This is a genomic window from Pseudomonas sp. D1-1 (assembly GCF_051132225.1).
Taxonomy (GTDB): domain Bacteria; phylum Pseudomonadota; class Gammaproteobacteria; order Pseudomonadales; family Pseudomonadaceae; genus Aquipseudomonas.
In genome coordinates this window covers 4,153,381-4,172,029 of record NZ_CP071676.1, presented here as the reverse complement: position 1 = coordinate 4,172,029, position 18,649 = coordinate 4,153,381, and the positions used below count along the sequence as shown (strand labels likewise).

Below are 18,649 nucleotides of genomic sequence, written 5' to 3'. Positions count from 1 at the left end.
AATGCGTCATTCTTCCCCGTGAGATTGGCGCTTTTAATCCTCTCCGCGGTCGGTCACGTCCTTCTCGACACTCGGTGCATTCGGGTCATAACCCCGCGGAAACTTGCCCTTCAGGTTCCAGGCAAAGGCAATGATCTCGGCGATCGTGCGGTACAGCTCCTCGGGGATGCTATCGCCCAACTCCAGCCGCGCCAGCAATTTCACCAATTCGGCGTTTTCATAGATCGGCACTTCGCTTTCGCGGGCGATGCGCAGGATTTCCTCGGCCAGGGCTTCGTCGCCCTTGGCGGTGAGGGTGGGGGCGTGGTGGCCGTCGTACTTGAGTGCGATGGCCTGGCGGGGTTCGGTATGGGTTGTCATGCGGTTTCGTCCACCCAGCGTTGATCCAGTCGGGTCTTGGGCCCCTGGGGCGGGGTGCCGAGGTGGCAATCCAGGTCGCCGACGTTCAGCCCGCATGTCACCAGGCGCTCGCGCAGGGCGGTCAGGTTGCTTTCGATCAGGCTTGCGGTGTACGGCCTTTGCGCCCACAGCTGGCTGGACAGGCTGCCGCCGAGCAACTGGGCCTGAATCTGCAACGGGCCCAGCGGCTCCATGTCGAACGCCAGCTCGACCTTCCACAGTTGCTGTTTCGCTTCGCGTGGTTCGCGGCGCTCGTCCGGCTGCTCCCGGGCAGGGGTTTCTTCGCGTTGGAACTTGACCTGCAATGGCACGATGTCCTGCAGGTTGCGCATCGGGATCTCCAACTGCCAGGTGCTCATCAGCCGGCCATCGTCGGTCAGCCCGGTCTGCTCCAGGCTCGACAACTGATGGCTTTGCAGGCGCGAGACAGCGGCTGCGGCCAGACGCAACAGGTGCTCCAGATCGCCTTCTTCGTCCTGGCCTTTGAGCAGGCGCGAGGGCAGCGGAAAACTCGTGGGCTGCGGCTTGGCGCTGACCTGGCCAAGCATCCCCAAGGCACTGCGCACGAAGTTGGGCAGCGCCTGGGCCAGGGTGTTGGCGGCGATGATGGCGCTGAGATTGGTGGACGCGGGCAGGGCCGGTGTCAGTTGGGCGATCAGTTTCAGCAGGTCGCCTTTCATGTCCGGGGCGAGGCTCGGCGGCTGCCCGGCGAGGAGTTTGCTCTCCAGGAACATGCCGCTGGCGACCATGGCCTGGGCCAGGCCCTTGGGTGTGCTCAGTTGCTGGACGTCTGGCAGACCGGCCAACAGGCGCGTTACCGCCGCGCGCAGCTCGGAGCCGGCGTCTTCGCTGGCGGGAAGGTTTTGCAGGGCGGTGAGCAAGCTGTCCAGCGAACCCTGGCGGCTCACCTGCGTAACCAGCTGCTGGCTGACCGCCAATTGTTCCTGGCGGTTGCTCAGGGGGACGAACTTCAAGGTCTGCACATCCTGCACCTGAGCGCTCAACAACGTGCCGATGCGCAGGGGCTGGGGGCTGTCGATGTCCAGGGTACTGCCGGCCTGGACGGTGTTGAGCAAACTCACCAGCGAGCGATATACCGCCGCTTGCCCTGGCAACTGCGGCAGCACCTGGCTGGTCAGCACCTTGCCTTGCAGCAACGTGCCCACCGGCAGCTGCGCGGTGTCGATGCGCGTCAAGGTGGCGACGCTGGAGGCGACGGCCTGTTGCACGGCAATCGCCAGGTTGCTGGCGGACGGCTGGGTCACGGCCAGGCTGGTGCCTTGCGGCAACGGCTGGGCGCTGGTGGCCTGCACCGTGGCCTGCCGGCCGCTTTCCAGGGTCAGCTTGAGCAACAGCTGGAAGGCCTGGTCCGCCTGCTTGAGTGACAACACCTCGGCCTTGGCTGTCTGGCCCGGGCCGATCAGCCCCTCGGCCGGCGCCAGCAACTTCAGCAGCTCGCCAGTCACTGCCGGCATACGTGTCGTTGCCGTGGGCTGGGGCAGCGGCGGGATGTTCATGTCGCCTGTCATCTGCGGTCTTACCTTGGGGAAATCAGCGCTCTTTGGAGCGAGGCTTCACATGTATAATGCCGCCCGCCTTCCAGAGAGCGGCGAAAATCTTGCATTTGTTTGACGCAGCTCTGTGGAACGGGCCGTCAATGCATCTATGCTGCATCACTTTAACGGCCGCTGCACTGCCGACTTGAACCGTATAAGGCCCGCGATCCCTTGACCAGTCCTCTCTTGCAAACCATCGGCCTCGCCTGCGAGCGAGACCTGCGGCTGCTTTTCGAAAATCTCGAATTGAGACTCTCGCGTGGCGATATGGTGCAAGTCAGTGGCCCCAACGGCAGCGGCAAGACCAGCCTGTTGCGCCTGCTGGCCGGGTTGATGCAACCCACCGCAGGCCAGGTGCTGCTCAACGGCCAGCCCCTCGACAGCCAGCGCAGCGAACTGGCCCGCAACCTGCTCTGGATCGGCCATGCCGCCGGTATCAAGGACCTGCTGACGCCGGAAGAAAACCTCAGCTGGCTGTGCGCCTTGCACCGGCCGGCCGGTCGCGAGGCGATCTGGCAGGCCCTGGCGGCGGTAGGTCTGAAGGGTTTCGAGGATGTGCCCAGCCACACACTGTCGGCCGGCCAGCAGCGCCGCGTGGCCCTGGCCCGGTTGTACCTGGACAGCCCGCCGCTGTGGATTCTCGACGAACCCTTCACCGCACTGGACAAGCAGGGCGTCGCCCAGCTCGAAGAACACCTGGCCCGGCATTGCGAGAGCGGCGGCATGGTGTTGTTGACGACCCATCACACGTTGACCCGGATGCCCGCCGGCTATCGCAGCATTGACCTGGGGAACTGGGCGGTATGAGCGTCTTTGGCCTGTTGCTTGCCCGTGAAGCACGCCTGCTATGTCGGCGTCCGGCTGAACTGGCCAATCCGCTGGTGTTTTTTGCGATCGTCATCGCGCTGTTCCCTCTGGCGGTCGGTCCGGAGACTCAATTGTTGCAAACCTTGTCGCCAGGGCTGGTCTGGGTGGCCGCGCTTTTGTCGGTCCTGCTCTCGCTGGACGGGCTTTTCCGCAGTGATTTCGAAGACGGTTCCCTGGAACAGTGGGTCCTTTCGTCGCACCCCCTGGCCCTTCTGGTTTTGGCCAAGGTACTGGCACACTGGGTTTTTTCCGGCCTGGCGCTGGTGCTGCTCTCGCCGCTGCTTGCGATGATGCTGGGCTTGCCCGCCGCGTGCATGCCGGTGCTGCTGCTGTCACTGTTGCTCGGCACGCCGGTGCTGAGCCTGCTCGGCGCGGTGGGTGCGGCGCTGACGGTAGGGCTCAAGCGTGGCGGCTTGTTGCTGGCGCTGCTGATCCTGCCGCTGTACATCCCGGTACTGATCCTCGGCAGTGGCGCCTTGCAAGCGGCGCTGCAAGGCCTGCCGGCAACCGGTTATCTGCTGTGGCTTGGGAGCCTGAGCGCCCTGGCGATAACCCTGACACCCTTTGCAATAGCCGCTGGCCTGAAGATCAGCGTCGGCGAATAATAATGCGGCCTGGTCAGGAATTGACCACTTCCACTGGAAGCGAAGGCTGACCTGGCGGCTCGTGAAGACGAGCCGCAACCGTGATGGAAACTGCAATGAACTGGACCTGGTTTCATAAGCTCGGCTCACCCAAGTGGTTCTACGGCATCAGCGGCAAGATGCTGCCCTGGTTGAGTATCGCCGCCCTGTTGCTGATCGGCATCGGCCTGGTCTGGGGCCTGGCTTTCGCGCCGCCGGACTACCAGCAGGGCAACAGCTTTCGCATTATCTATATCCATGTTCCGGCGGCGATGCTCGCCCAGTCGGTCTACGTGATGCTGGCAATCTGCGGTGTGGTCGGGCTGGTGTGGAAGATGAAGCTGGCCGACGTCGCGCTGCAATGCGCAGCGCCCATCGGTGCCTGGATGACCGCCGTGGCGCTGGTCACCGGGGCAATCTGGGGCAAGCCGACCTGGGGTTCATGGTGGGTCTGGGATGCACGACTGACGTCGATGCTGATCCTGCTGTTCCTGTACTTCGGTCTTATTGCGCTGGGCAACGCCATCAGCAATCGTGACAGCGCGGCCAAGGCCTGCGCGGTGCTGGCGATTGTCGGCGTGATCAACATCCCGATCATCAAGTACTCGGTGGAATGGTGGAACACCCTGCATCAGGGCGCGACCTTCACCCTCACCGAAAAACCGGCGATGCCGGTCGAGATGTGGCTGCCGCTGCTGCTGACCGTGCTGGGTTTCTACTGCTTCTTCGGCGCGGTGTTGCTGCTGCGCATGCGCCTCGAAGTACTCAAGCGCGAAGCCCGCGCCAGTTGGGTGAAAGCCGAAGTACAGAACAGCCTGGAGGCCGCTCGATGAGTTTTGCGTCATTCGGCGACTTCCTCGCCATGGGCCATCACGGCCTGTATGTCTGGTCAGCCTATGGCATCTGCCTGGCGGTGCTGGCCCTCAACGTGGCGGCGCCGATCCTGGCCCGCAAGCGGTATCTGCAACAAGAGGCGCGTCGTCTGCGTCGGGAGAACGGTCAGTGAATCCGCTGCGCAAAAAACGTCTTGTCATCATCCTGGCGATTCTGGTCGGCGTCGGTGCGGCGGTCGGCCTCGCCCTCAGCGCCTTGCAACAGAACATCAACCTGTTCTACACCCCGACCCAGATCGCCAATGGCGAAGCGCCCAAGGGTACGCGCATCCGCGCTGGCGGCATGGTGGAGCAGGGCTCGCTGGCGCGTTCCGGTGATTCGCTGGACGTGAAGTTCAACGTCACCGACTTCAACAAGACCGTGACCATCAGCTATCGCGGGATCCTCCCGGACCTGTTCCGCGAAGGGCAGGGCATCGTTGCCCTGGGCAAACTCAACGCCGACGGCGTGGTGGTGGCCGACGAGGTACTGGCCAAGCACGATGAGAAATACATGCCGCCGGAAGTGACCAAGGCCCTGAAAGACAGCGGCCAGTCGGCGCCCGCTCCCGCTCCCGTGAAGGAGGGTTGATCGATGAATGCCGGTCTGTTTATTCCTGAGCTGGGCCATCTGGCGATGATCCTGGCCCTGTGTTTTTCCCTGGTCCAGGCGGTTGTGCCGTTGCTCGGTGCCTGGCGTGGCGACCGCTTGTGGATGAGCCTCGCCCAGCCGGCGGCATGGGGGCAGTTTGCATTCATGCTGTTCGCGTTCGGCTGCCTGACCTACGCGTTCATGGCCGACGATTTTTCCGTGGCCTATGTCGCCAGCAACTCCAACAGCGCCTTGCCCTGGTACTACAAGTTCAGCGCGGTGTGGGGTGCCCACGAAGGTTCGTTGCTGCTCTGGGCGTTGATTCTTGCCGGCTGGACCTTCGCGGTGTCAGTGTTCTCCCGACAGTTGCCGCAAGTGATGCTGGCCCGGGTGCTGGCGGTGATGGGCATGATCAGCATCGGTTTCCTGCTGTTCCTCATCCTCACGTCAAACCCGTTCGAGCGCATCCTGCCGCAAGTGCCGATGGACGGCCGCGACCTCAACCCGTTGCTTCAGGACATCGGTCTGATCGTCCATCCGCCGATGCTCTACATGGGCTACGTCGGCTTTTCCGTGGCCTTCGCGTTCGCCATCGCCGCTTTGCTCGGTGGTCGCCTCGACGCCGCGTGGGCGCGCTGGTCGCGGCCATGGACCATTGTCGCCTGGGCCTTCCTCGGGATCGGCATCACACTCGGGTCGTGGTGGGCCTACTACGAACTCGGCTGGGGCGGCTGGTGGTTCTGGGACCCGGTGGAGAACGCCTCCTTCATGCCATGGCTGGTCGGCACGGCGCTGATCCACTCCCTGGCCGTCACCGAAAAACGCGGTGTGTTCAAGAGCTGGACCGTGCTGCTGGCGATCGCGGCGTTCTCGCTGAGCCTGCTCGGGACCTTCCTGGTGCGCTCCGGCGTGCTGACCTCGGTGCATGCCTTCGCCTCGGACCCCGAGCGTGGCGTATTCATCCTAATGTTCCTGCTGTTCGTGGTCGGCGGTTCGCTGACGCTGTTCGCCCTGCGTGCACCCGTGGTGAAAAGCCAGGTCGGCTTCAACCTCTGGTCCCGGGAGACCCTGTTGCTGGGCAATAACCTGGTGCTGGTGGTGGCGGCGTCGATGATCCTCCTCGGGACGTTGTATCCGCTGGTGCTCGATGCGTTGTCCGGCGCCAAGCTGTCGGTCGGCCCGCCATATTTCAACGCACTGTTCATTCCGTTGATGGCGATCCTGATGGTGGTGATGGCGATCGGTATGCTGGTGCGCTGGAAGGACACGCCGGTCAAATGGCTGCTGGGCATGCTCACGCCGGTGCTGCTCGGCACCGCCGCCCTGGCCGTGGTGGCGGGCATCGCTTATGGCGATTTCAACTGGGCGGTGCTGGCGACATTCGTGCTGGCGGCGTGGGTATTGCTGGCGGGCGTGCGGGATATTTTCGACAAGACCCGCCATAAAGGTCTTGTCAAAGGTCTGCCGACCCTGACCCGAAGTTACTGGGGCATGCAGCTCGCCCACCTGGGGATCGCCGTCTGCGCCCTCGGTGTGGTGCTGTCCAGCCAGAACAGCGCCGAACGCGACCTGCGCCTGGCACCGGGCGAGTCCATGGACCTGGGCGGTTATCAGTTCGTTTTCGAGGGCGCCAGGCATTTCGAAGGTCCGAACTTCACGTCCGACAAGGGCACCGTGCGGGTCATTCGCGACGGCCAGGAGATCACCGTGTTGCACCCGGAAAAACGCCTCTACACCGTACAGAACTCGGTGATGACCGAAGCCGGGATCGACGCCGGGTTCACCCGCGACCTCTACGTGGCGCTGGGCGAACCCCTCGGTGATGGCGCCTGGGCGGTACGCGTCCACGTCAAGCCGTTCGTACGCTGGATCTGGTTCGGTGGCCTGCTCACCGGCCTGGGCGGCGTATTGGCTGCGCTGGATCGACGCTATCGGGTCAAAGTGAAAACCCGGGTGCGCGAAGCCCTGGGCGTGACGGGAGCCACTGCATGAAACGTTGGTTGATGGTGTTGCCGCTGGCGCTGTTTCTGGTGATGGCGGTGTTCTTGTACCGCGGGCTTTACCTGAACCCGTCCGAATTGCCCTCGGCGATGATCGGCAAACCGTTTCCGGAGTTCTCCCTGCCATCGGTACAAGGCGACAAGACGCTGACTCGCGCCGACCTGCTGGGCAAGCCGGCGCTGGTCAACGTGTGGGGCACCTGGTGCATTTCCTGCCGGGTCGAACATCCGGTGCTGAACAAACTGGCCCAGAACGGCGTGGTGATCTACGGCGTCAACTACAAGGACGTCAATGCCGATGCCTTGAAGTGGCTTGCCGAGTTCCACAACCCGTATCAACTGGACATCCGTGATGAGGAGGGCACCCTCGGCCTGAACCTGGGCGTCTACGGTGCGCCGGAAACCTTCTTTATCGACGCCAAGGGCATCATCCGGGACAAGTTCATCGGGGTGGTCGACGAGCAGGTCTGGCGCGAGAAGCTGGCCGGCAAATATCAGGCACTGGTGGACGAGGCCAAGCCATGAGGCGCTGGTTAGCGGCTGCCGTCCTCGGCTTGAGCCTGGCGGGTGTGGCCCACGCCGCCATCGACACTTACGAATTTGCCAACGATGCCGAGCGCGAGCGGTTTCGCGAACTGACCAAGGAACTGCGCTGCCCCAAATGTCAGAACCAGGACATCGCCGACTCCAACGCGCCGATTGCCGCCGACCTGCGCAAGGAGATCTTCCGCATGCTCGGCGAGGGCAAGGACAACCAGCAGATCATCGACTTCATGGTTGATCGCTACGGTGAGTTCGTGCGCTACAACCCGGCGCTGTCTTCCAAGACCGCGCTGCTCTGGTTCGGCCCCGCCGGGCTGCTGCTCGGTGGTTTCGTCGTCATCGCGGTGATCGTGCGTCGCCGCCGGGTCCAGCGCACTGCCGCCCCGGACACGCTTTCTGTCGAAGAGCGCCAGCGCCTCGACCAACTGTTGGATAAAACCAAGCATGATTGATTTCTGGCTCGCCGCAGGTCTGCTTCTCCTGGTTGCCCTGAGTTTTCTGTTGATCCCCGTGTTGCGTGGCCGCCGCGCCCAATTGGAAGAAGACCGTACTGCGCTGAACGTGGCGCTGTACCAGGAGCGCGTCGCCGAACTGCAGGCCGAGCGGGAGGAGGGCGTGCTCAACGCCGCGCAACTGGACACCGGTCGCGCCGAGGCCGCCCGTGAATTGCTCGCCGACACCGAGGGCGCCGAGGCGCCGCGCGAATCGCGACTGGGCAAGCCGTTGCCGCTGCTCGCGGCGGTATTGGTGCCGGTATTGGGCCTGGCGCTGTACCTGCATTTCGGCGCAAGCGACAAGGTCGAGCTGACCCGTGAATTCGCCCAGGCGCCCAAGTCCATGGAAGAAATGACTTTGCGCCTGGAGCGCGCGGTGGCGGCACAACCGGATTCCGCCGAAGGTTTGTATTTCCTCGGGCGGACCTACATGGCGCAGGATCGGCCGGCGGATGCGGCAAAGATCTTCGAGCGCACCGTGGCACTGGCCGGCCGCCAGCCCGAGCTGCTCGGACAGTGGGCCCAGGCGCAGTATTTTGCCGACGGCAAGAAATGGTCGGACAAGGTCCAGGCCCTCACCGACGAGGCGCTGAAGCTCGATCCGAAGGAGGTCACCAGCCTCGGCCTGTTGGGCATCGCCGCGTTCGAAGGCGAGCGCTATCAGGAGGCGATCGATTACTGGGGCCGCCTGCTGGCGCAGTTGCCCGAAGGCGACAAGTCGCGGGAGGCGTTGCAGGGGGGCATCACTCGCGCCACCGAGAAGCTGCAAGCCAATGGCGGCAAGGTTGCCCAAGCGCCGGTCGCCAAGCCTGCGGCGCTGCTCAAGGTCCGTGTCGAGCTCGATCCGGCCCTCAAAGCCAAGGTGCAGCCGGGCGACAGCGTGTTCATTTTCGCGCGCGCCGTGTCCGGCCCGCCCGCGCCGTTGGCGGCCAGGCGCCTGACCGTCGCCGACCTGCCGGCCAGCGTCGAGCTGGGTGACGCTGATGCGATGATGCCGCAGCTGAAACTGTCGAACTTCCCTGAAGTCCAACTGGTGGCGCGCATCTCCCGAGCCGGCCAACCCACCGCCGGCGAGTGGATCGGTCGCAGCCAGCCCCTGGCGAGCAGCACCACGGCGCTACAACAATTGATTATCGACAGTCCGGACCAATGACAGGAATTCGCACCATGACCGCCATCGCTCGTATGACCCTGCTCACCCTCGTCCTGGGCCTGAGCGCTTGTGCGGTCCAGCGTCCACCGGAGCCTTCGGCGCCATTGCCACCGATTCCGCCTTCGACGCCGACCACCAAACCAGGCCCGTCGACCGCGCCCGGCAAACCCGTGACCCCGAACAAACCGGCCAAGCCGCTGCCGCGCACCTCCGCCAGTTTCGCTCCACCACCGGGCGGCAACAGCCACTGGGACGCCAAGCTCGGGGTCTATGTGCTGGACAAGCAGCCCAACACGTTCTATCGCCAGCGCACCTATTATCGTTGGAACAACGGCTGGAGCCGCTCCGTCAGCCCGAACGGCCCGTGGGAAGAAACCACTATCGAAGGCGTACCGGCGGGGCTCGGACAGAAGTTTCACTGAAGCCTGGGCCTTGGTGGCGAGGGAGCTTGCTCCCTCGCCACCAGAAGGTTCGACCTGTCATCCCCAGCGTCGTAGAATGCGCGCCTTTGCGAGCCTTAACTGGCCAACGCGTATTGATCGGAGCACCTGACCATGACGACCACCCCGACCGGCGACTACCTGGAAACCCTCTACGAAGGCTATGGCCAGCGTTTTCGCATGGACAAGCTGCTGCACGAAGTGCGCACCGAGCACCAGCACCTGGTGATTTTCGAAAACCCGCGCATGGGCCGGGTCATGGCCCTGGATGGTGTCATCCAGACCACCGAAGCCGATGAATTCATCTATCACGAGATGCTCACCCACGTACCCATCCTCGCTCATGGCGCCGTCAAGCGCGTGCTGATCATCGGTGGCGGTGACGGCGGCATGCTCCGTGAAGTGACCAAGCACGTCGGCATCGAGCACATCACCATGGTCGAGATCGATGGTACGGTGGTGGACATGTGCAAGGAGTTCCTGCCCAACCACTCCAAGGGTGCCTACGACGACCCGCGGCTGAACCTGGTGATCGACGATGGCATGCGTTTCGTCGCCACCACCCAGGAGAAATTCGACGTCATCATTTCCGACTCCACCGACCCGATCGGCCCGGGCGAAGTGCTGTTCTCGGAAAACTTCTACCAGGCTTGCCATCGCTGCCTGAACGAAGGCGGGATCCTGGTGACCCAGAACGGCACGCCGTTCATGCAACTGGGCGAAGTGCAGACCACCGCCGGACGCTTGCACGGCCTGTTCGCCGACTGGCATTTTTACCAGGCCGCTGTGCCGACCTACATCGGCGGCGCCATGACCTTCGCCTGGGGCTCGACTGATACCGCTCACCGCAAGCTTTCTCGCGAAACCCTGCGCGAGCGCTTCATTGGCAGCGGTATCGTGACGCGCTACTACAACCCCGAGATCCACCTGGGCGCGTTCGCCATGCCGCAATATGTGCTGCAGGCGATCAACAAGCCGAGCAACGACTGAGGCCTCGCAATTGAGGCGAGATCCTTCTGTGGCGAGGGAGCTTGCTCCCGCTGGGGCGCGAAGCGGCCCTCCTGGATCTACCTGACACACCCAGTTGCCTCAGCGTGTGTTGGGGGCCGCTTCGCAGCCCAGCGGGAGCAAGCTCCCTCGCCACAAGAGCGCTGGGGTGCTTTTGTGTTTCCAGATATTCATTGAACGAAATTTTCACCAAGTCTTGTCGACAATCCCCCGCGCTCTGTCGCCAGCGGTTATTTAATGGCAATGCCATGGCCGTTCGTGCGACATTCGCGCACTTGCGCAAGCCCCGGGCCTGATATCTGGCCAACAGAGGGCGCGCCGTTGTTCTATTTGTCACTCCAACTCCAATAGGTCCTCAAACGACATGGCAATCCCGGACGCCCTGAGTCAGCAGCGCACCACGCATCGCCTGCTGCAACCGACCGTCAAATCGCACCTGGCCTACACGTTGCTCTGTGCGTTGGTGATAATGGTCATGCTGAGCCTGCTGCGCGTTGCGCTGCTGGTCTACAACCGCGAGATGATCCTTGATACACCGGCCTCTACCTTCGTCGAAGCGTTCGCCAACGGCCTGCGTTTCGACGTGCGCCTGGTGGTCTACCTGTGCATCCCGCTGCTGCTGGCCCTGTTCAGCGCACGGGCGATGGCGGCACGTGGGTTCTTTCGTTTCTGGCTGACCGTCACGTCCAGCATCGCGCTGTTTCTCGGCTTGATGGAAATGGACTTCTACCGCGAGTTCCACCAGCGCCTCAACGGCCTGGTCTTCCAATATGTGCAGGAAGACCCGAAAACCGTCATGAGCATGCTCTGGTACGGTTTCCCAGTGGTGCGCTACCTGCTGGCCTGGGCCGGCGGCACGCTGATCCTGGCCCTGGCCTTCAAAGGTGCTGATCGCGCTACCCGGCCACGCGGGCCGTTCAGTGGCGGCAGCATCGGCACCCGCCAGATCGCCCCGTGGTATGGCCGCGTCGCGGTGTTCCTGGTCTGCCTGGTGGTGGCCGTCGCCGCCGCCCGTGGCACCTTGCGCCAAGGCCCGCCCCTGCGTTGGGGCGACGTCTATACCACCGATTCGAACTTCGCCAACCAGTTGGGCCTCAACGGTACTCTGTCGCTGGTGGCGGCGGCCAAGAGCCGAATGTCCGAACACCGTGACAATGTCTGGAAGGCCACCCTCGAATCGTCGCTGGCGCAGCAGACCGTGCGCGACATGCTGGTGATGCCCGACGACAAGCTCGTCGACGCCGGGACTGCCGCGGTAAGACGCGACTACACGCCGCCGGCCGACAAGACACTGCCGATCAAGAACGTGGTGGTGATCCTGATGGAAAGCATGGCCGGTCACTCGGTCGGCGCCCTGGGCGCGCCGGGTAACATCACGCCATACCTGGACAAGCTGTCCAAGGAAGGCCTGCTGTTCGACCGCTTCTTCTCCAACGGCACCCACACCCACCAGGGCATGTTTGCCACCATGGCGTGTTTCCCGAACCTGCCCGGTTTTGAATACCTGATGCAGACCCCGGAAGGCAGTCACAAGCTCTCGGGCCTGCCGCAACTGCTCAGCGCCCGGGACTACGACGATGTGTATGTCTACAACGGCGATTTCGCCTGGGACAACCAGTCGGGTTTCTTCAGCAACCAGGGCATGACCACGTTCATCGGACGCAATGACTATGTGAACCCGGTGTTCTCCGACCCGACCTGGGGCGTGTCCGACCAGGACATGTTCGACCGTGGCCTGATCGAGCTCAAGGCGCGCGAGAACGGCAAGCCGTTCTATGCGTTGTTGCAGACCCTGTCCAACCACACGCCTTACGCACTGCCGACGCCGTTGCCGGTCGAGCCGGTCACGGACCGTGGTCGCCTGAACGAACACTTGACCGCCATGCGTTACTCCGATTGGGCGCTGGGGCAGTTCTTCGAGAAAGCGCGCAAGGAGCCTTACTTCAAGGAAACCCTGTTTGTCGTGGTCGGCGACCATGGCTTCGGCAACGAGCGTCAGATCACCGAAATGGACCTTGGCCGCTTCAACGTGCCGATGTTGCTGATCGGCCCGGGCATCCAGGAAAAATTCGGCCAGCGCAGCCACACCGTGGGCACCCAGGTCGATATCGTCCCAACCATCATGGGACGGCTCGGCGGACAGGTGCGTAACCAGTGCTGGGGCCGTGACCTGTTGAACCTGCCGTCAGGCGACACCGGGTTTGGCGTGATCAAGCCGTCGGGCAGCGACCAGACCACCGCGATCATTCGCGACGACACGATCCTGGTACTGCCGGAAGAAAAGGCCATGCCAGCGAAGCTGTTCCGCTATCAGCTGGGGGCCAATCCGCATGCCGAGATCATTCCGGACGCACCTGACACCGCACAGATGAAACTCAAGCTCGAGGCGTTCCTGCAAACCGCGACCAAGAGCCTGCTGGATAACACCGCCGGTGTTGTTGACGGCAAGCCGGACTGATAATCGCGACGTATAAAAAAAGAGGCCTCAAAGGCCTCTTTTTTTACGCTTGGTGTTTTATATCTTGCCAAGTAACAACAAGATCAACAGCACGACCAGCACAACGCCGATGATACCGGACGGGCCATAACCCCAACTTCTGGAGTGCGGGAAGACCGGAAGGCCACCGATCAGCAGGAGGATCAGGATGATGATAAGAATAGTGCCCATTGTTGATTTCCTTATTGGTCAGTTCTGGAGTGATGTAACTTTCAACTGCCAGCGCGCGTGCGTTGAATCCGGGCGGCTTATTAAGTCCGACCGTAACGTCCTGTAAAAAATTCAATGTTTTTTGTTGTTAGTCTATTAGTGCCGGACGCTGCCTTTGGTGGCGAGGGGATTTATCCCCGTTGGGTCGCGTAGCGGCCCCCTTCCATTTTGGCCAGTTGGCTCATGCAAACAACGGGGATAAATCCCCTCGCCACGGAAGCGTTGGCAATCAAAACCCTCCACGGTTTGCCCTCGCCATTCAGCAATCTGATGGTGCATGGGTCTGTTCGGGTCCTTCGCTACACTCGGCGCATCTCTCCCGGAACAACAAGGCTGTTTCCCTATGCAAAATCGCATGATGATCACCGGTGCCGGCTCCGGCCTGGGCCGCGAAATCGCGCTGCGCTGGGCCCGTGAAGGCTGGCGCCTGGCCCTGTCCGATGTCAGCGAGCCCGGCCTTCAGGAAACCCTCAGGCTGGTGCGCGAGGTCGGTGGCGAGGGTTTCGTCCAGCGCTGTGACGTGCGCGACTACAGCCAGCTCACCGCATTCGCCCAGGCCTGCGAGGAGAAGCTTGGCGGCATCGACATCATCGTCAATAACGCTGGCGTGGCTTCGGGCGGGTTCTTCAGCGAGCTCTCGCTGGAGGATTGGGACTGGCAGATCGCAATCAACCTGATGGGGGTGGTCAAGGGCTGCAAGGCGTTCCTGCCACTGCTGGAAAAAAGCCGCGGCAAGATCATCAACATCGCCTCCATGGCGGCGCTGATGCAGGGGCCTGCCATGAGCAACTACAACGTGGCCAAGGCCGGCGTCGTGGCGCTGTCGGAAAGCCTGCTGGTCGAGCTGGCCCAGCAGGAAATCGGCGTACACGTGGTATGTCCGTCGTTCTTCCAGACCAACCTGCTGGACTCGTTCCGTGGCCCGACCCCGGCCATGAAGGCCCAGGTGGGCAAACTGCTGGAAAGCTCGCCGATCACCGCGGCGGACATTGCCGATTACATCTACCAGCATGTCGCCCAGGGTGAATTCATGATCCTGCCCCACGAGCAGGGGCGCATGGCCTGGGCCCTCAAACAGAAAAATCCGCAACTGCTGTACGACGAAATGACCGCCATGGCCGACAAGATGCGCGCCAAGGCACGGCAGGCCTGAGTTGACCTGATTGCCGGGTGTCCTCAGGATGGCGCCATTCGTGCCTTCCTGATGGACATAGCAATGCTCAATTACCTGTGGTTTTTTCTCGCCGCGCTGTTCGAGATCGCTGGCTGCTACGCCTTCTGGATGTGGTTGCGCCAGGGCAAGAGTGCCTGGTGGATCGTGCCGGCGCTGCTCAGCCTTGCGTTATTCGCCCTGTTGCTGACGCGCATCGAAGCCACTTATGCCGGTCGTGCCTACGCCGCCTACGGTGGCATTTACATCATCGCCTCGATCGGCTGGCTGGCCGTGGTGGAACGGGTGCGGCCGCTGGGTTCCGACTGGATCGGCGTGGCCCTCTGTGTCGTGGGGGCCAGCGTGATTCTGTTCGGTCCGCGTTTTTCGGGGCCATAAACTGCCGTTTCGGCGGGGTTTTGCAGGACGTTTCCTTCAGCCAACGGAAAGTTGTTCGTAGGGGTTTACTGAATTCCCGCCGGTATCTTGTGCTCGGAAAACAGGCCGTGCATGGTCAATGTCCAATCACTCTTAAGGACAAGACCATGCTCGTATTAAGCCGTACCGTAGGTGAGTTGATTTCCATCGGTGATGAGATTTCCGTCCGTGTGCTGTCGATCAGCGGCGGCACCGTGCGCTTTGGCGTAGAAGCGCCCCGGCATGTGGAGGTTCATCGTTCCGAGGTCTACGACAGGATCCAGAGAAAAAAGGCCGGGTCCGACCGCAAGGTCGGTTAATCGAACAGATGTCTGGGCACATCGTGCTTGAGCATCAATTGGCACTGTTCGCTTTCGGGATCGAAGACAATCATGGCCTGGCCTTTGGTCAGGGCCTGCCTGACCCGCAGGACGCGGGTTTCCAGCGGGGTATCGTCGCCATTGTCAGTACCGTCACGGGTGACGAAATCCTCGATCAGGCGGGTGAGCGTATCGACTTCGAGTTGGTCGTAGGGGATCAGCATGGTGGGGCTCCGCAAAACAATAGAGCGGATGCTACGGTGGATGCGCTGCTGCGGCTAGCCTGAGTTCTGTAGAGCCATGCGGGCCTCATCGCGAGCAGGCTCGCTCCCACCTCGATGGCGTAATTACCTTGTGGGAGCGAGCCTGCTCGCGAAAGCATCGTAAGAATCGATAAGGGCTTGGTTCAGCTATCCGAACGGTGCCCGATCAGGCTGTCCACCGACGGCACCCGGGTGTCGCTTTCCATCTGCGCATCGTGCTCGATCTGATGGCTGAAGCGATCCAGTGATCCCTGGGCCGGTTGGGCGTCGCTGGCAAATACCGGAGGGCTCAGGATGTAGGCACCGAGCAGGCGGCTCAGCGCGGCCAGGCTGTCGATGTGGGTGCGCTCGTAACCATGGGTCGCGTCGCAGCCGAAGGCGAGCAGGGCAGTCCGGATGTCGTGCCCGGCGGTAATCGCCGAATGGGCGTCGCTGAAGTAATAGCGAAACAGGTCGCGGCGCGCCGGTAGTTCGTGCTCCTTGGCCAGCTTCAGCAAATGTCGCGACAGATGATAGTCATACGGGCCTCCCGAGTCCTGCATGGCCACGCTTACCGCATGTTCGCTGGAGTGCTGGCCTGGCGCGACCGGTGCAATGTCTATCCCGACGAATTCGCTGACGTCCCAAGGCAGCGCGGCCGCCGCGCCGCTGCCGGTTTCCTCGGTGATGGTGAACAGCGGGTGGCAGTCGATCAACAGTTCCTCGCCGCTGTCGACAATCGCCTTGAGCGCCGCCAGCAACGCGGCGACCCCGGCCTTGTCATCCAGGTGACGGGCGCTGATATGGCCGCTTTCGGTGAACTCCGGCAAGGGGTCGAACGCCACATAGTCGCCGATGCCCACCCCCAACGTTTCGCAATCGGCGCGGGTGGCGCAGTAGGCGTCCAGGCGCAGTTCGATGTGGTCCCAACTGATGGGCATCTCATCCACGGCGGTGTTGAACGCGTGCCCGGAGGCCATCAGCGGCAGCACGCTGCCACGGATCACCCCGGTGTCGGTAAACAGGCTGACCCGGCTGCCCTCGGCAAAGCGGCTCGACCAGCAGCCCACCGGCGCCAGCGTCAGGCGGCCGTTGTCCTTGATGGCGCGAACGGAGGCGCCGATGGTGTCCAGGTGAGCCGATACGGCCCGGTCAGGGCTGCTCTTGCGGCCCTTGAGGGTGGCGCGGATCGTGCCGCGCCGGGTCATTTCGAAAGGGATGCCCAGCTCTTCGAGTCGCTCGGCAACGTACCGCACGATGGTATCGGTGAAGCCGGTCGGGCTGGGAATGGCGAGCATTTCCAACAGGACTTTCTGCAGGTATGCGAGATCCGGTTCGGGAATTTTGCTGATCATGGAAACTCCTCGCGGAACGTTAAGTTTTGCATAGGGGAACCTTGTGGCGAGGGAGCTTGCTCCCGCTGGGCCGCGAAGCGGTCCTTCTTTTCAGACCTCGGGGCCTGAGCGACCGCTTCGCGGCCGAGCGGGAGCAAGCTCCCTCGCCACGGAGAGATTTGAGTCAGACCACTGCCTGGCTATGGGGAAACAACAGATCCACAAAGCGCTCGGCAGTGGGTTGCGGTTCATGGTTGGCCAGGCCGGCGCGTTCGTTGGCTTCGATGAACACGTACTCCGGTTGATCGGCCGCCGGTACCAGCAGGTCGAGGCCGACCATCGGGATGTCCAGCGCCCGCGCGGCGCGCACCGCCGCATCGGCCAGGGTCGGATGCAGAATCGCGGTGACGTCTTCCAGCACGCCGCCGGTATGCAGGTTTGCGGTGCGCCGGACAAACAGATGCTCACCCGCCGGCAGCACGCTGTCATAGTCATACCCGGCCGCGCTCAGCGTTCGCTCGGTCTCGGCATCCATCGGGATCTTGCTTTCACCCCCGGTAGCCGCCTGCCGCCGCCGGCTCTGCGCCTCGATCAGCGCGCCAATGGTGTGCTGGCCGTCGCCGATCACTTCTGCCGGGCGCCGGATCGCCGCCGCCACCACTTCAAAACCGATCACCAGAATTCGCAAGTCGAGCCCTTCGTGGAAGCTCTCCAGCAGCACGCGGCTGTCGAAGCGTCGGGCTGTTTCGATGGCGTTCTGGACTTCCTCGATGGTCCGCAGGTCCACCGCCACGCCCTGGCCCTGTTCGCCGTCCAGCGGCTTGACCACCACGCGCTCGTGTTCATCTAGAAACGCCAGGTTGTCGTCGGCATTGCCCGCCAGCTGTTGCGCCGGCAGGTTCAGACCGGCATTTTTCAGCACCTTGTGGGTCAGGCTCTTGTTCTGGCACAGGGTCATGCTGATCGCACTGGTCAAGTCGCTCAGCGATTCCCGGCAGCGCACCCGCCGGCTGCCATGCACCAGGGTGAACAGCCCGGCCTCGGCGTCATCCACTTGCACTTCGATGCCACGCCGGTGCGCTTCCTCGACGATGATCCGCGCGTACGGGTTGAATTGCGCCTCGGGCCCCGGCCCGAGGAACAGCGGCTGGTTGATGCCGTTCTTGCGTTTGATGGCGAAGGTCGAAAGGTTGCGGAAACCGAGCTTGGCGTAGAGATTTTTCGCCAGGCGATTGTTGTGCAGCACCGACAGGTCCAGGTAGCTCAAGCCACGGCTCATGAAATGCTCGATGAGATGGCGCACCAGCACTTCGCCGACGCCGGGCCGCGAACATTGCGGGTCCACCGCCAGGCACCAGAGGCTGCTGCCGTTTTCCGGGTCGTTGAACGCTTTCTGGTGGTTGAGGCCCATGACGCTGCCGATCACCGCGCCGGTGTCGTCGTCTTCGGCCAGCCAGTACACCGGGCCGCCCTGGTGACGCGGGGTCAGGCGCTCGGGATCGATGGGCAGCATGCCGCGAGCCTGGTAGAGCTGGTTGATGGCTTGCCAGTCGCTCTCGCTCTGGGCCCGGCGGATCCGGAAGCCGCGAAACACTCGCGTGGCTTGGCGATAATCGCTGAACCACAGGCGCAGGGTATCCGACGGGTCAAGGAACAGATGCGCCGGTTCCAGCCCCAGCACTTGCTGCGGCGCGGCGACGTACAAGGCAATGTCACGCTCGCCGGGCTGCTCGTTGAGCAGCTCCTGGGCAAGAGTCGCCGGGTCCGGAAAGGTATGGCCGATGAGCAAGCGGCCCCAGCCGCAATGCACGGCGATCGGAGCGGCGCCCAGTTCGCTGCCATCTTCGGCCAGGCGCGCCTGTAAGCGTTCGTAGGACGGTGGCTGTCCACGCAAGAGACGTTGGTTGTGAAGGGTCGGGTGGGGTTTCATCA

The 18,649-nt window shown here is 62.9% G+C and carries 21 protein-coding genes; 15 read left to right on the top strand and 6 right to left on the bottom strand.

The features are described from left to right. Positions 1-33: 33 nt before the first annotated feature. On the bottom strand, positions 34-360 hold the full coding sequence (locus J3P86_RS18625) for an EscU/YscU/HrcU family type III secretion system export apparatus switch protein (protein ID WP_434698601.1): 327 nt from the start codon (positions 358-360) through the stop codon (positions 34-36). Continuing rightward, on the bottom strand, positions 357-1,928 hold the full coding sequence (locus J3P86_RS18620) for a flagellar hook-length control protein FliK (RefSeq protein WP_434656495.1): 1,572 nt from the start codon (positions 1,926-1,928) through the stop codon (positions 357-359). Before J3P86_RS18620 ends, J3P86_RS18625 begins: the two co-directional genes overlap by 4 nt. A gap of 198 nt (positions 1,929-2,126) precedes the next feature. On the opposite strand from J3P86_RS18620, the gene ccmA reads away from it, so the two are divergent. The 12 genes from ccmA (at position 2,127) to J3P86_RS18560 (ending at position 13,005) form a co-directional block, all read left to right on the top strand. Beyond that, positions 2,127-2,762, top strand: coding sequence for a cytochrome c biogenesis heme-transporting ATPase CcmA (ccmA, locus tag J3P86_RS18615; RefSeq protein WP_434629265.1), 636 nt, complete (start codon positions 2,127-2,129; stop codon positions 2,760-2,762). Continuing rightward, a complete protein-coding gene (gene ccmB, locus J3P86_RS18610; RefSeq protein ID WP_434629267.1) occupies positions 2,759-3,427 on the top strand; it encodes a heme exporter protein CcmB in 669 nt (222 codons plus the stop codon). The genes ccmA and ccmB overlap by 4 nt, the downstream gene beginning before the upstream one ends. A gap of 95 nt (positions 3,428-3,522) precedes the next feature. Further along, complete coding sequence (locus J3P86_RS18605) at positions 3,523-4,278, top strand: heme ABC transporter permease (protein WP_434656498.1); 756 nt, start codon at positions 3,523-3,525, stop codon at positions 4,276-4,278. Then, a complete protein-coding gene (gene ccmD, locus J3P86_RS18600) occupies positions 4,275-4,451 on the top strand; it encodes a heme exporter protein CcmD (RefSeq protein WP_007939192.1) in 177 nt (58 codons plus the stop codon). The genes J3P86_RS18605 and ccmD overlap by 4 nt, the downstream gene beginning before the upstream one ends. Further along, a complete protein-coding gene (gene ccmE / locus J3P86_RS18595) occupies positions 4,448-4,909 on the top strand; it encodes a cytochrome c maturation protein CcmE (protein WP_434629271.1) in 462 nt (153 codons plus the stop codon). Before ccmD ends, ccmE begins: the two co-directional genes overlap by 4 nt. A gap of 3 nt (positions 4,910-4,912) precedes the next feature. Then, positions 4,913-6,901, top strand: coding sequence for a heme lyase CcmF/NrfE family subunit (locus J3P86_RS18590; protein ID WP_434698600.1), 1,989 nt, complete (start codon positions 4,913-4,915; stop codon positions 6,899-6,901). Next, positions 6,898-7,434, top strand: a complete 537-nt coding sequence (locus J3P86_RS18585; RefSeq protein ID WP_434629274.1) for a DsbE family thiol:disulfide interchange protein — start codon at positions 6,898-6,900, stop codon at positions 7,432-7,434. Before J3P86_RS18590 ends, J3P86_RS18585 begins: the two co-directional genes overlap by 4 nt. Further along, positions 7,431-7,904, top strand: a complete 474-nt coding sequence (locus J3P86_RS18580) for a cytochrome c-type biogenesis protein (protein ID WP_434572677.1) — start codon at positions 7,431-7,433, stop codon at positions 7,902-7,904. The genes J3P86_RS18585 and J3P86_RS18580 overlap by 4 nt, the downstream gene beginning before the upstream one ends. Continuing rightward, positions 7,897-9,099 (top strand): c-type cytochrome biogenesis protein CcmI, encoded by a 1,203-nt coding sequence (gene ccmI / locus J3P86_RS18575; protein ID WP_434629277.1) that lies wholly within the window; start codon positions 7,897-7,899, stop codon positions 9,097-9,099. Before J3P86_RS18580 ends, ccmI begins: the two co-directional genes overlap by 8 nt. 14 nt (positions 9,100-9,113) lie before the next feature. After that, positions 9,114-9,521 carry a hypothetical protein gene (locus J3P86_RS18570; protein ID WP_305499657.1) on the top strand — a complete coding sequence of 136 codons (408 nt, stop codon included), beginning with the start codon at positions 9,114-9,116 and terminating at the stop codon, positions 9,519-9,521. A gap of 132 nt (positions 9,522-9,653) precedes the next feature. Beyond that, positions 9,654-10,529 carry a polyamine aminopropyltransferase gene (gene speE, locus J3P86_RS18565; RefSeq protein ID WP_305499658.1) on the top strand — a complete coding sequence of 292 codons (876 nt, stop codon included), beginning with the start codon at positions 9,654-9,656 and terminating at the stop codon, positions 10,527-10,529. A gap of 382 nt (positions 10,530-10,911) precedes the next feature. Then, entirely contained in the window at positions 10,912-13,005 is a 2,094-nt protein-coding gene (locus tag J3P86_RS18560) for an LTA synthase family protein (protein ID WP_434629279.1), read from the top strand. 57 nt (positions 13,006-13,062) lie between these two features. Here the strand turns inward: J3P86_RS18560 and J3P86_RS18555 are convergent, their stop codons facing one another. Next, positions 13,063-13,215, bottom strand: coding sequence for a DUF3309 family protein (locus tag J3P86_RS18555; RefSeq protein ID WP_018606531.1), 153 nt, complete (start codon positions 13,213-13,215; stop codon positions 13,063-13,065). Positions 13,216-13,597: 382 nt separating this feature from the next. On the opposite strand from J3P86_RS18555, the gene J3P86_RS18550 reads away from it, so the two are divergent. The 3 genes from J3P86_RS18550 to csrA all read left to right on the top strand — a co-directional run bounded on the left by J3P86_RS18550 (position 13,598) and on the right by csrA (position 15,141). Further along, positions 13,598-14,407 (top strand): SDR family oxidoreductase, encoded by an 810-nt coding sequence (locus tag J3P86_RS18550; RefSeq protein WP_434629281.1) that lies wholly within the window; start codon positions 13,598-13,600, stop codon positions 14,405-14,407. A gap of 63 nt (positions 14,408-14,470) precedes the next feature. After that, the gene (locus tag J3P86_RS18545; RefSeq protein WP_434629283.1) at positions 14,471-14,803 is read left to right on the top strand and encodes a YnfA family protein; all 333 of its coding nucleotides are present in this window, start codon (positions 14,471-14,473) and stop codon (positions 14,801-14,803) included. Positions 14,804-14,949: 146 nt separating this feature from the next. Further along, positions 14,950-15,141, top strand: coding sequence for a carbon storage regulator CsrA (gene csrA, locus J3P86_RS18540; RefSeq protein WP_305499663.1), 192 nt, complete (start codon positions 14,950-14,952; stop codon positions 15,139-15,141). On the opposite strand, the gene J3P86_RS18535 is transcribed toward csrA, so the two are convergent. The 3 genes from J3P86_RS18535 to ngg form a co-directional block, all read right to left on the bottom strand. Beyond that, positions 15,138-15,365 (bottom strand): YheU family protein, encoded by a 228-nt coding sequence (locus tag J3P86_RS18535; RefSeq protein ID WP_305499664.1) that lies wholly within the window; start codon positions 15,363-15,365, stop codon positions 15,138-15,140. The genes csrA and J3P86_RS18535 overlap by 4 nt on opposite strands. Before the next feature lie 182 nt (positions 15,366-15,547). Continuing rightward, positions 15,548-16,738 (bottom strand): osmoprotectant NAGGN system M42 family peptidase, encoded by a 1,191-nt coding sequence (locus J3P86_RS18530; RefSeq protein ID WP_434629286.1) that lies wholly within the window; start codon positions 16,736-16,738, stop codon positions 15,548-15,550. 163 nt (positions 16,739-16,901) lie between these two features. Then, positions 16,902-18,647 (bottom strand): N-acetylglutaminylglutamine synthetase, encoded by a 1,746-nt coding sequence (ngg, locus tag J3P86_RS18525; RefSeq protein WP_434629288.1) that lies wholly within the window; start codon positions 18,645-18,647, stop codon positions 16,902-16,904. Positions 18,648-18,649 lie beyond the last annotated feature (2 nt).

Excerpts from the sequence above, each read along its gene's own strand:
- ccmI (WP_434629277.1), top strand. The coding sequence starts at position 7,897 with ATGATTGATTTCTGGCTCGCCGCAGGTCTGCTTCTCCTGGTTGCCCTG.
- J3P86_RS18560 (WP_434629279.1), top strand. The coding sequence starts at position 10,912 with ATGGCAATCCCGGACGCCCTGAGTCAGCAGCGCACCACGCATCGCCTG.
- J3P86_RS18625 (WP_434698601.1), bottom strand. The coding sequence starts at position 360 with ATGACAACCCATACCGAACCCCGCCAGGCCATCGCACTCAAGTACGAC.
- J3P86_RS18580 (WP_434572677.1), top strand. The coding sequence starts at position 7,431 with ATGAGGCGCTGGTTAGCGGCTGCCGTCCTCGGCTTGAGCCTGGCGGGT.
- speE (WP_305499658.1), top strand. The coding sequence starts at position 9,654 with ATGACGACCACCCCGACCGGCGACTACCTGGAAACCCTCTACGAAGGC.
- J3P86_RS18590 (WP_434698600.1), top strand. The coding sequence starts at position 4,913 with ATGAATGCCGGTCTGTTTATTCCTGAGCTGGGCCATCTGGCGATGATC.
- J3P86_RS18555 (WP_018606531.1), bottom strand. The coding sequence starts at position 13,215 with ATGGGCACTATTCTTATCATCATCCTGATCCTCCTGCTGATCGGTGGC.
- J3P86_RS18535 (WP_305499664.1), bottom strand. The coding sequence starts at position 15,365 with ATGCTGATCCCCTACGACCAACTCGAAGTCGATACGCTCACCCGCCTG.
- ccmB (WP_434629267.1), top strand. The coding sequence starts at position 2,759 with ATGAGCGTCTTTGGCCTGTTGCTTGCCCGTGAAGCACGCCTGCTATGT.
- J3P86_RS18620 (WP_434656495.1), bottom strand. The coding sequence starts at position 1,928 with ATGACAGGCGACATGAACATCCCGCCGCTGCCCCAGCCCACGGCAACG.
- ngg (WP_434629288.1), bottom strand. The coding sequence starts at position 18,647 with ATGAAACCCCACCCGACCCTTCACAACCAACGTCTCTTGCGTGGACAG.
- J3P86_RS18585 (WP_434629274.1), top strand. The coding sequence starts at position 6,898 with ATGAAACGTTGGTTGATGGTGTTGCCGCTGGCGCTGTTTCTGGTGATG.
- J3P86_RS18530 (WP_434629286.1), bottom strand. The coding sequence starts at position 16,738 with ATGATCAGCAAAATTCCCGAACCGGATCTCGCATACCTGCAGAAAGTC.
- J3P86_RS18550 (WP_434629281.1), top strand. The coding sequence starts at position 13,598 with ATGCAAAATCGCATGATGATCACCGGTGCCGGCTCCGGCCTGGGCCGC.
- csrA (WP_305499663.1), top strand. The coding sequence starts at position 14,950 with ATGCTCGTATTAAGCCGTACCGTAGGTGAGTTGATTTCCATCGGTGAT.
- J3P86_RS18545 (WP_434629283.1), top strand. The coding sequence starts at position 14,471 with ATGCTCAATTACCTGTGGTTTTTTCTCGCCGCGCTGTTCGAGATCGCT.
- J3P86_RS18605 (WP_434656498.1), top strand. The coding sequence starts at position 3,523 with ATGAACTGGACCTGGTTTCATAAGCTCGGCTCACCCAAGTGGTTCTAC.
- ccmD (WP_007939192.1), top strand. The coding sequence starts at position 4,275 with ATGAGTTTTGCGTCATTCGGCGACTTCCTCGCCATGGGCCATCACGGC.
- J3P86_RS18570 (WP_305499657.1), top strand. The coding sequence starts at position 9,114 with ATGACCGCCATCGCTCGTATGACCCTGCTCACCCTCGTCCTGGGCCTG.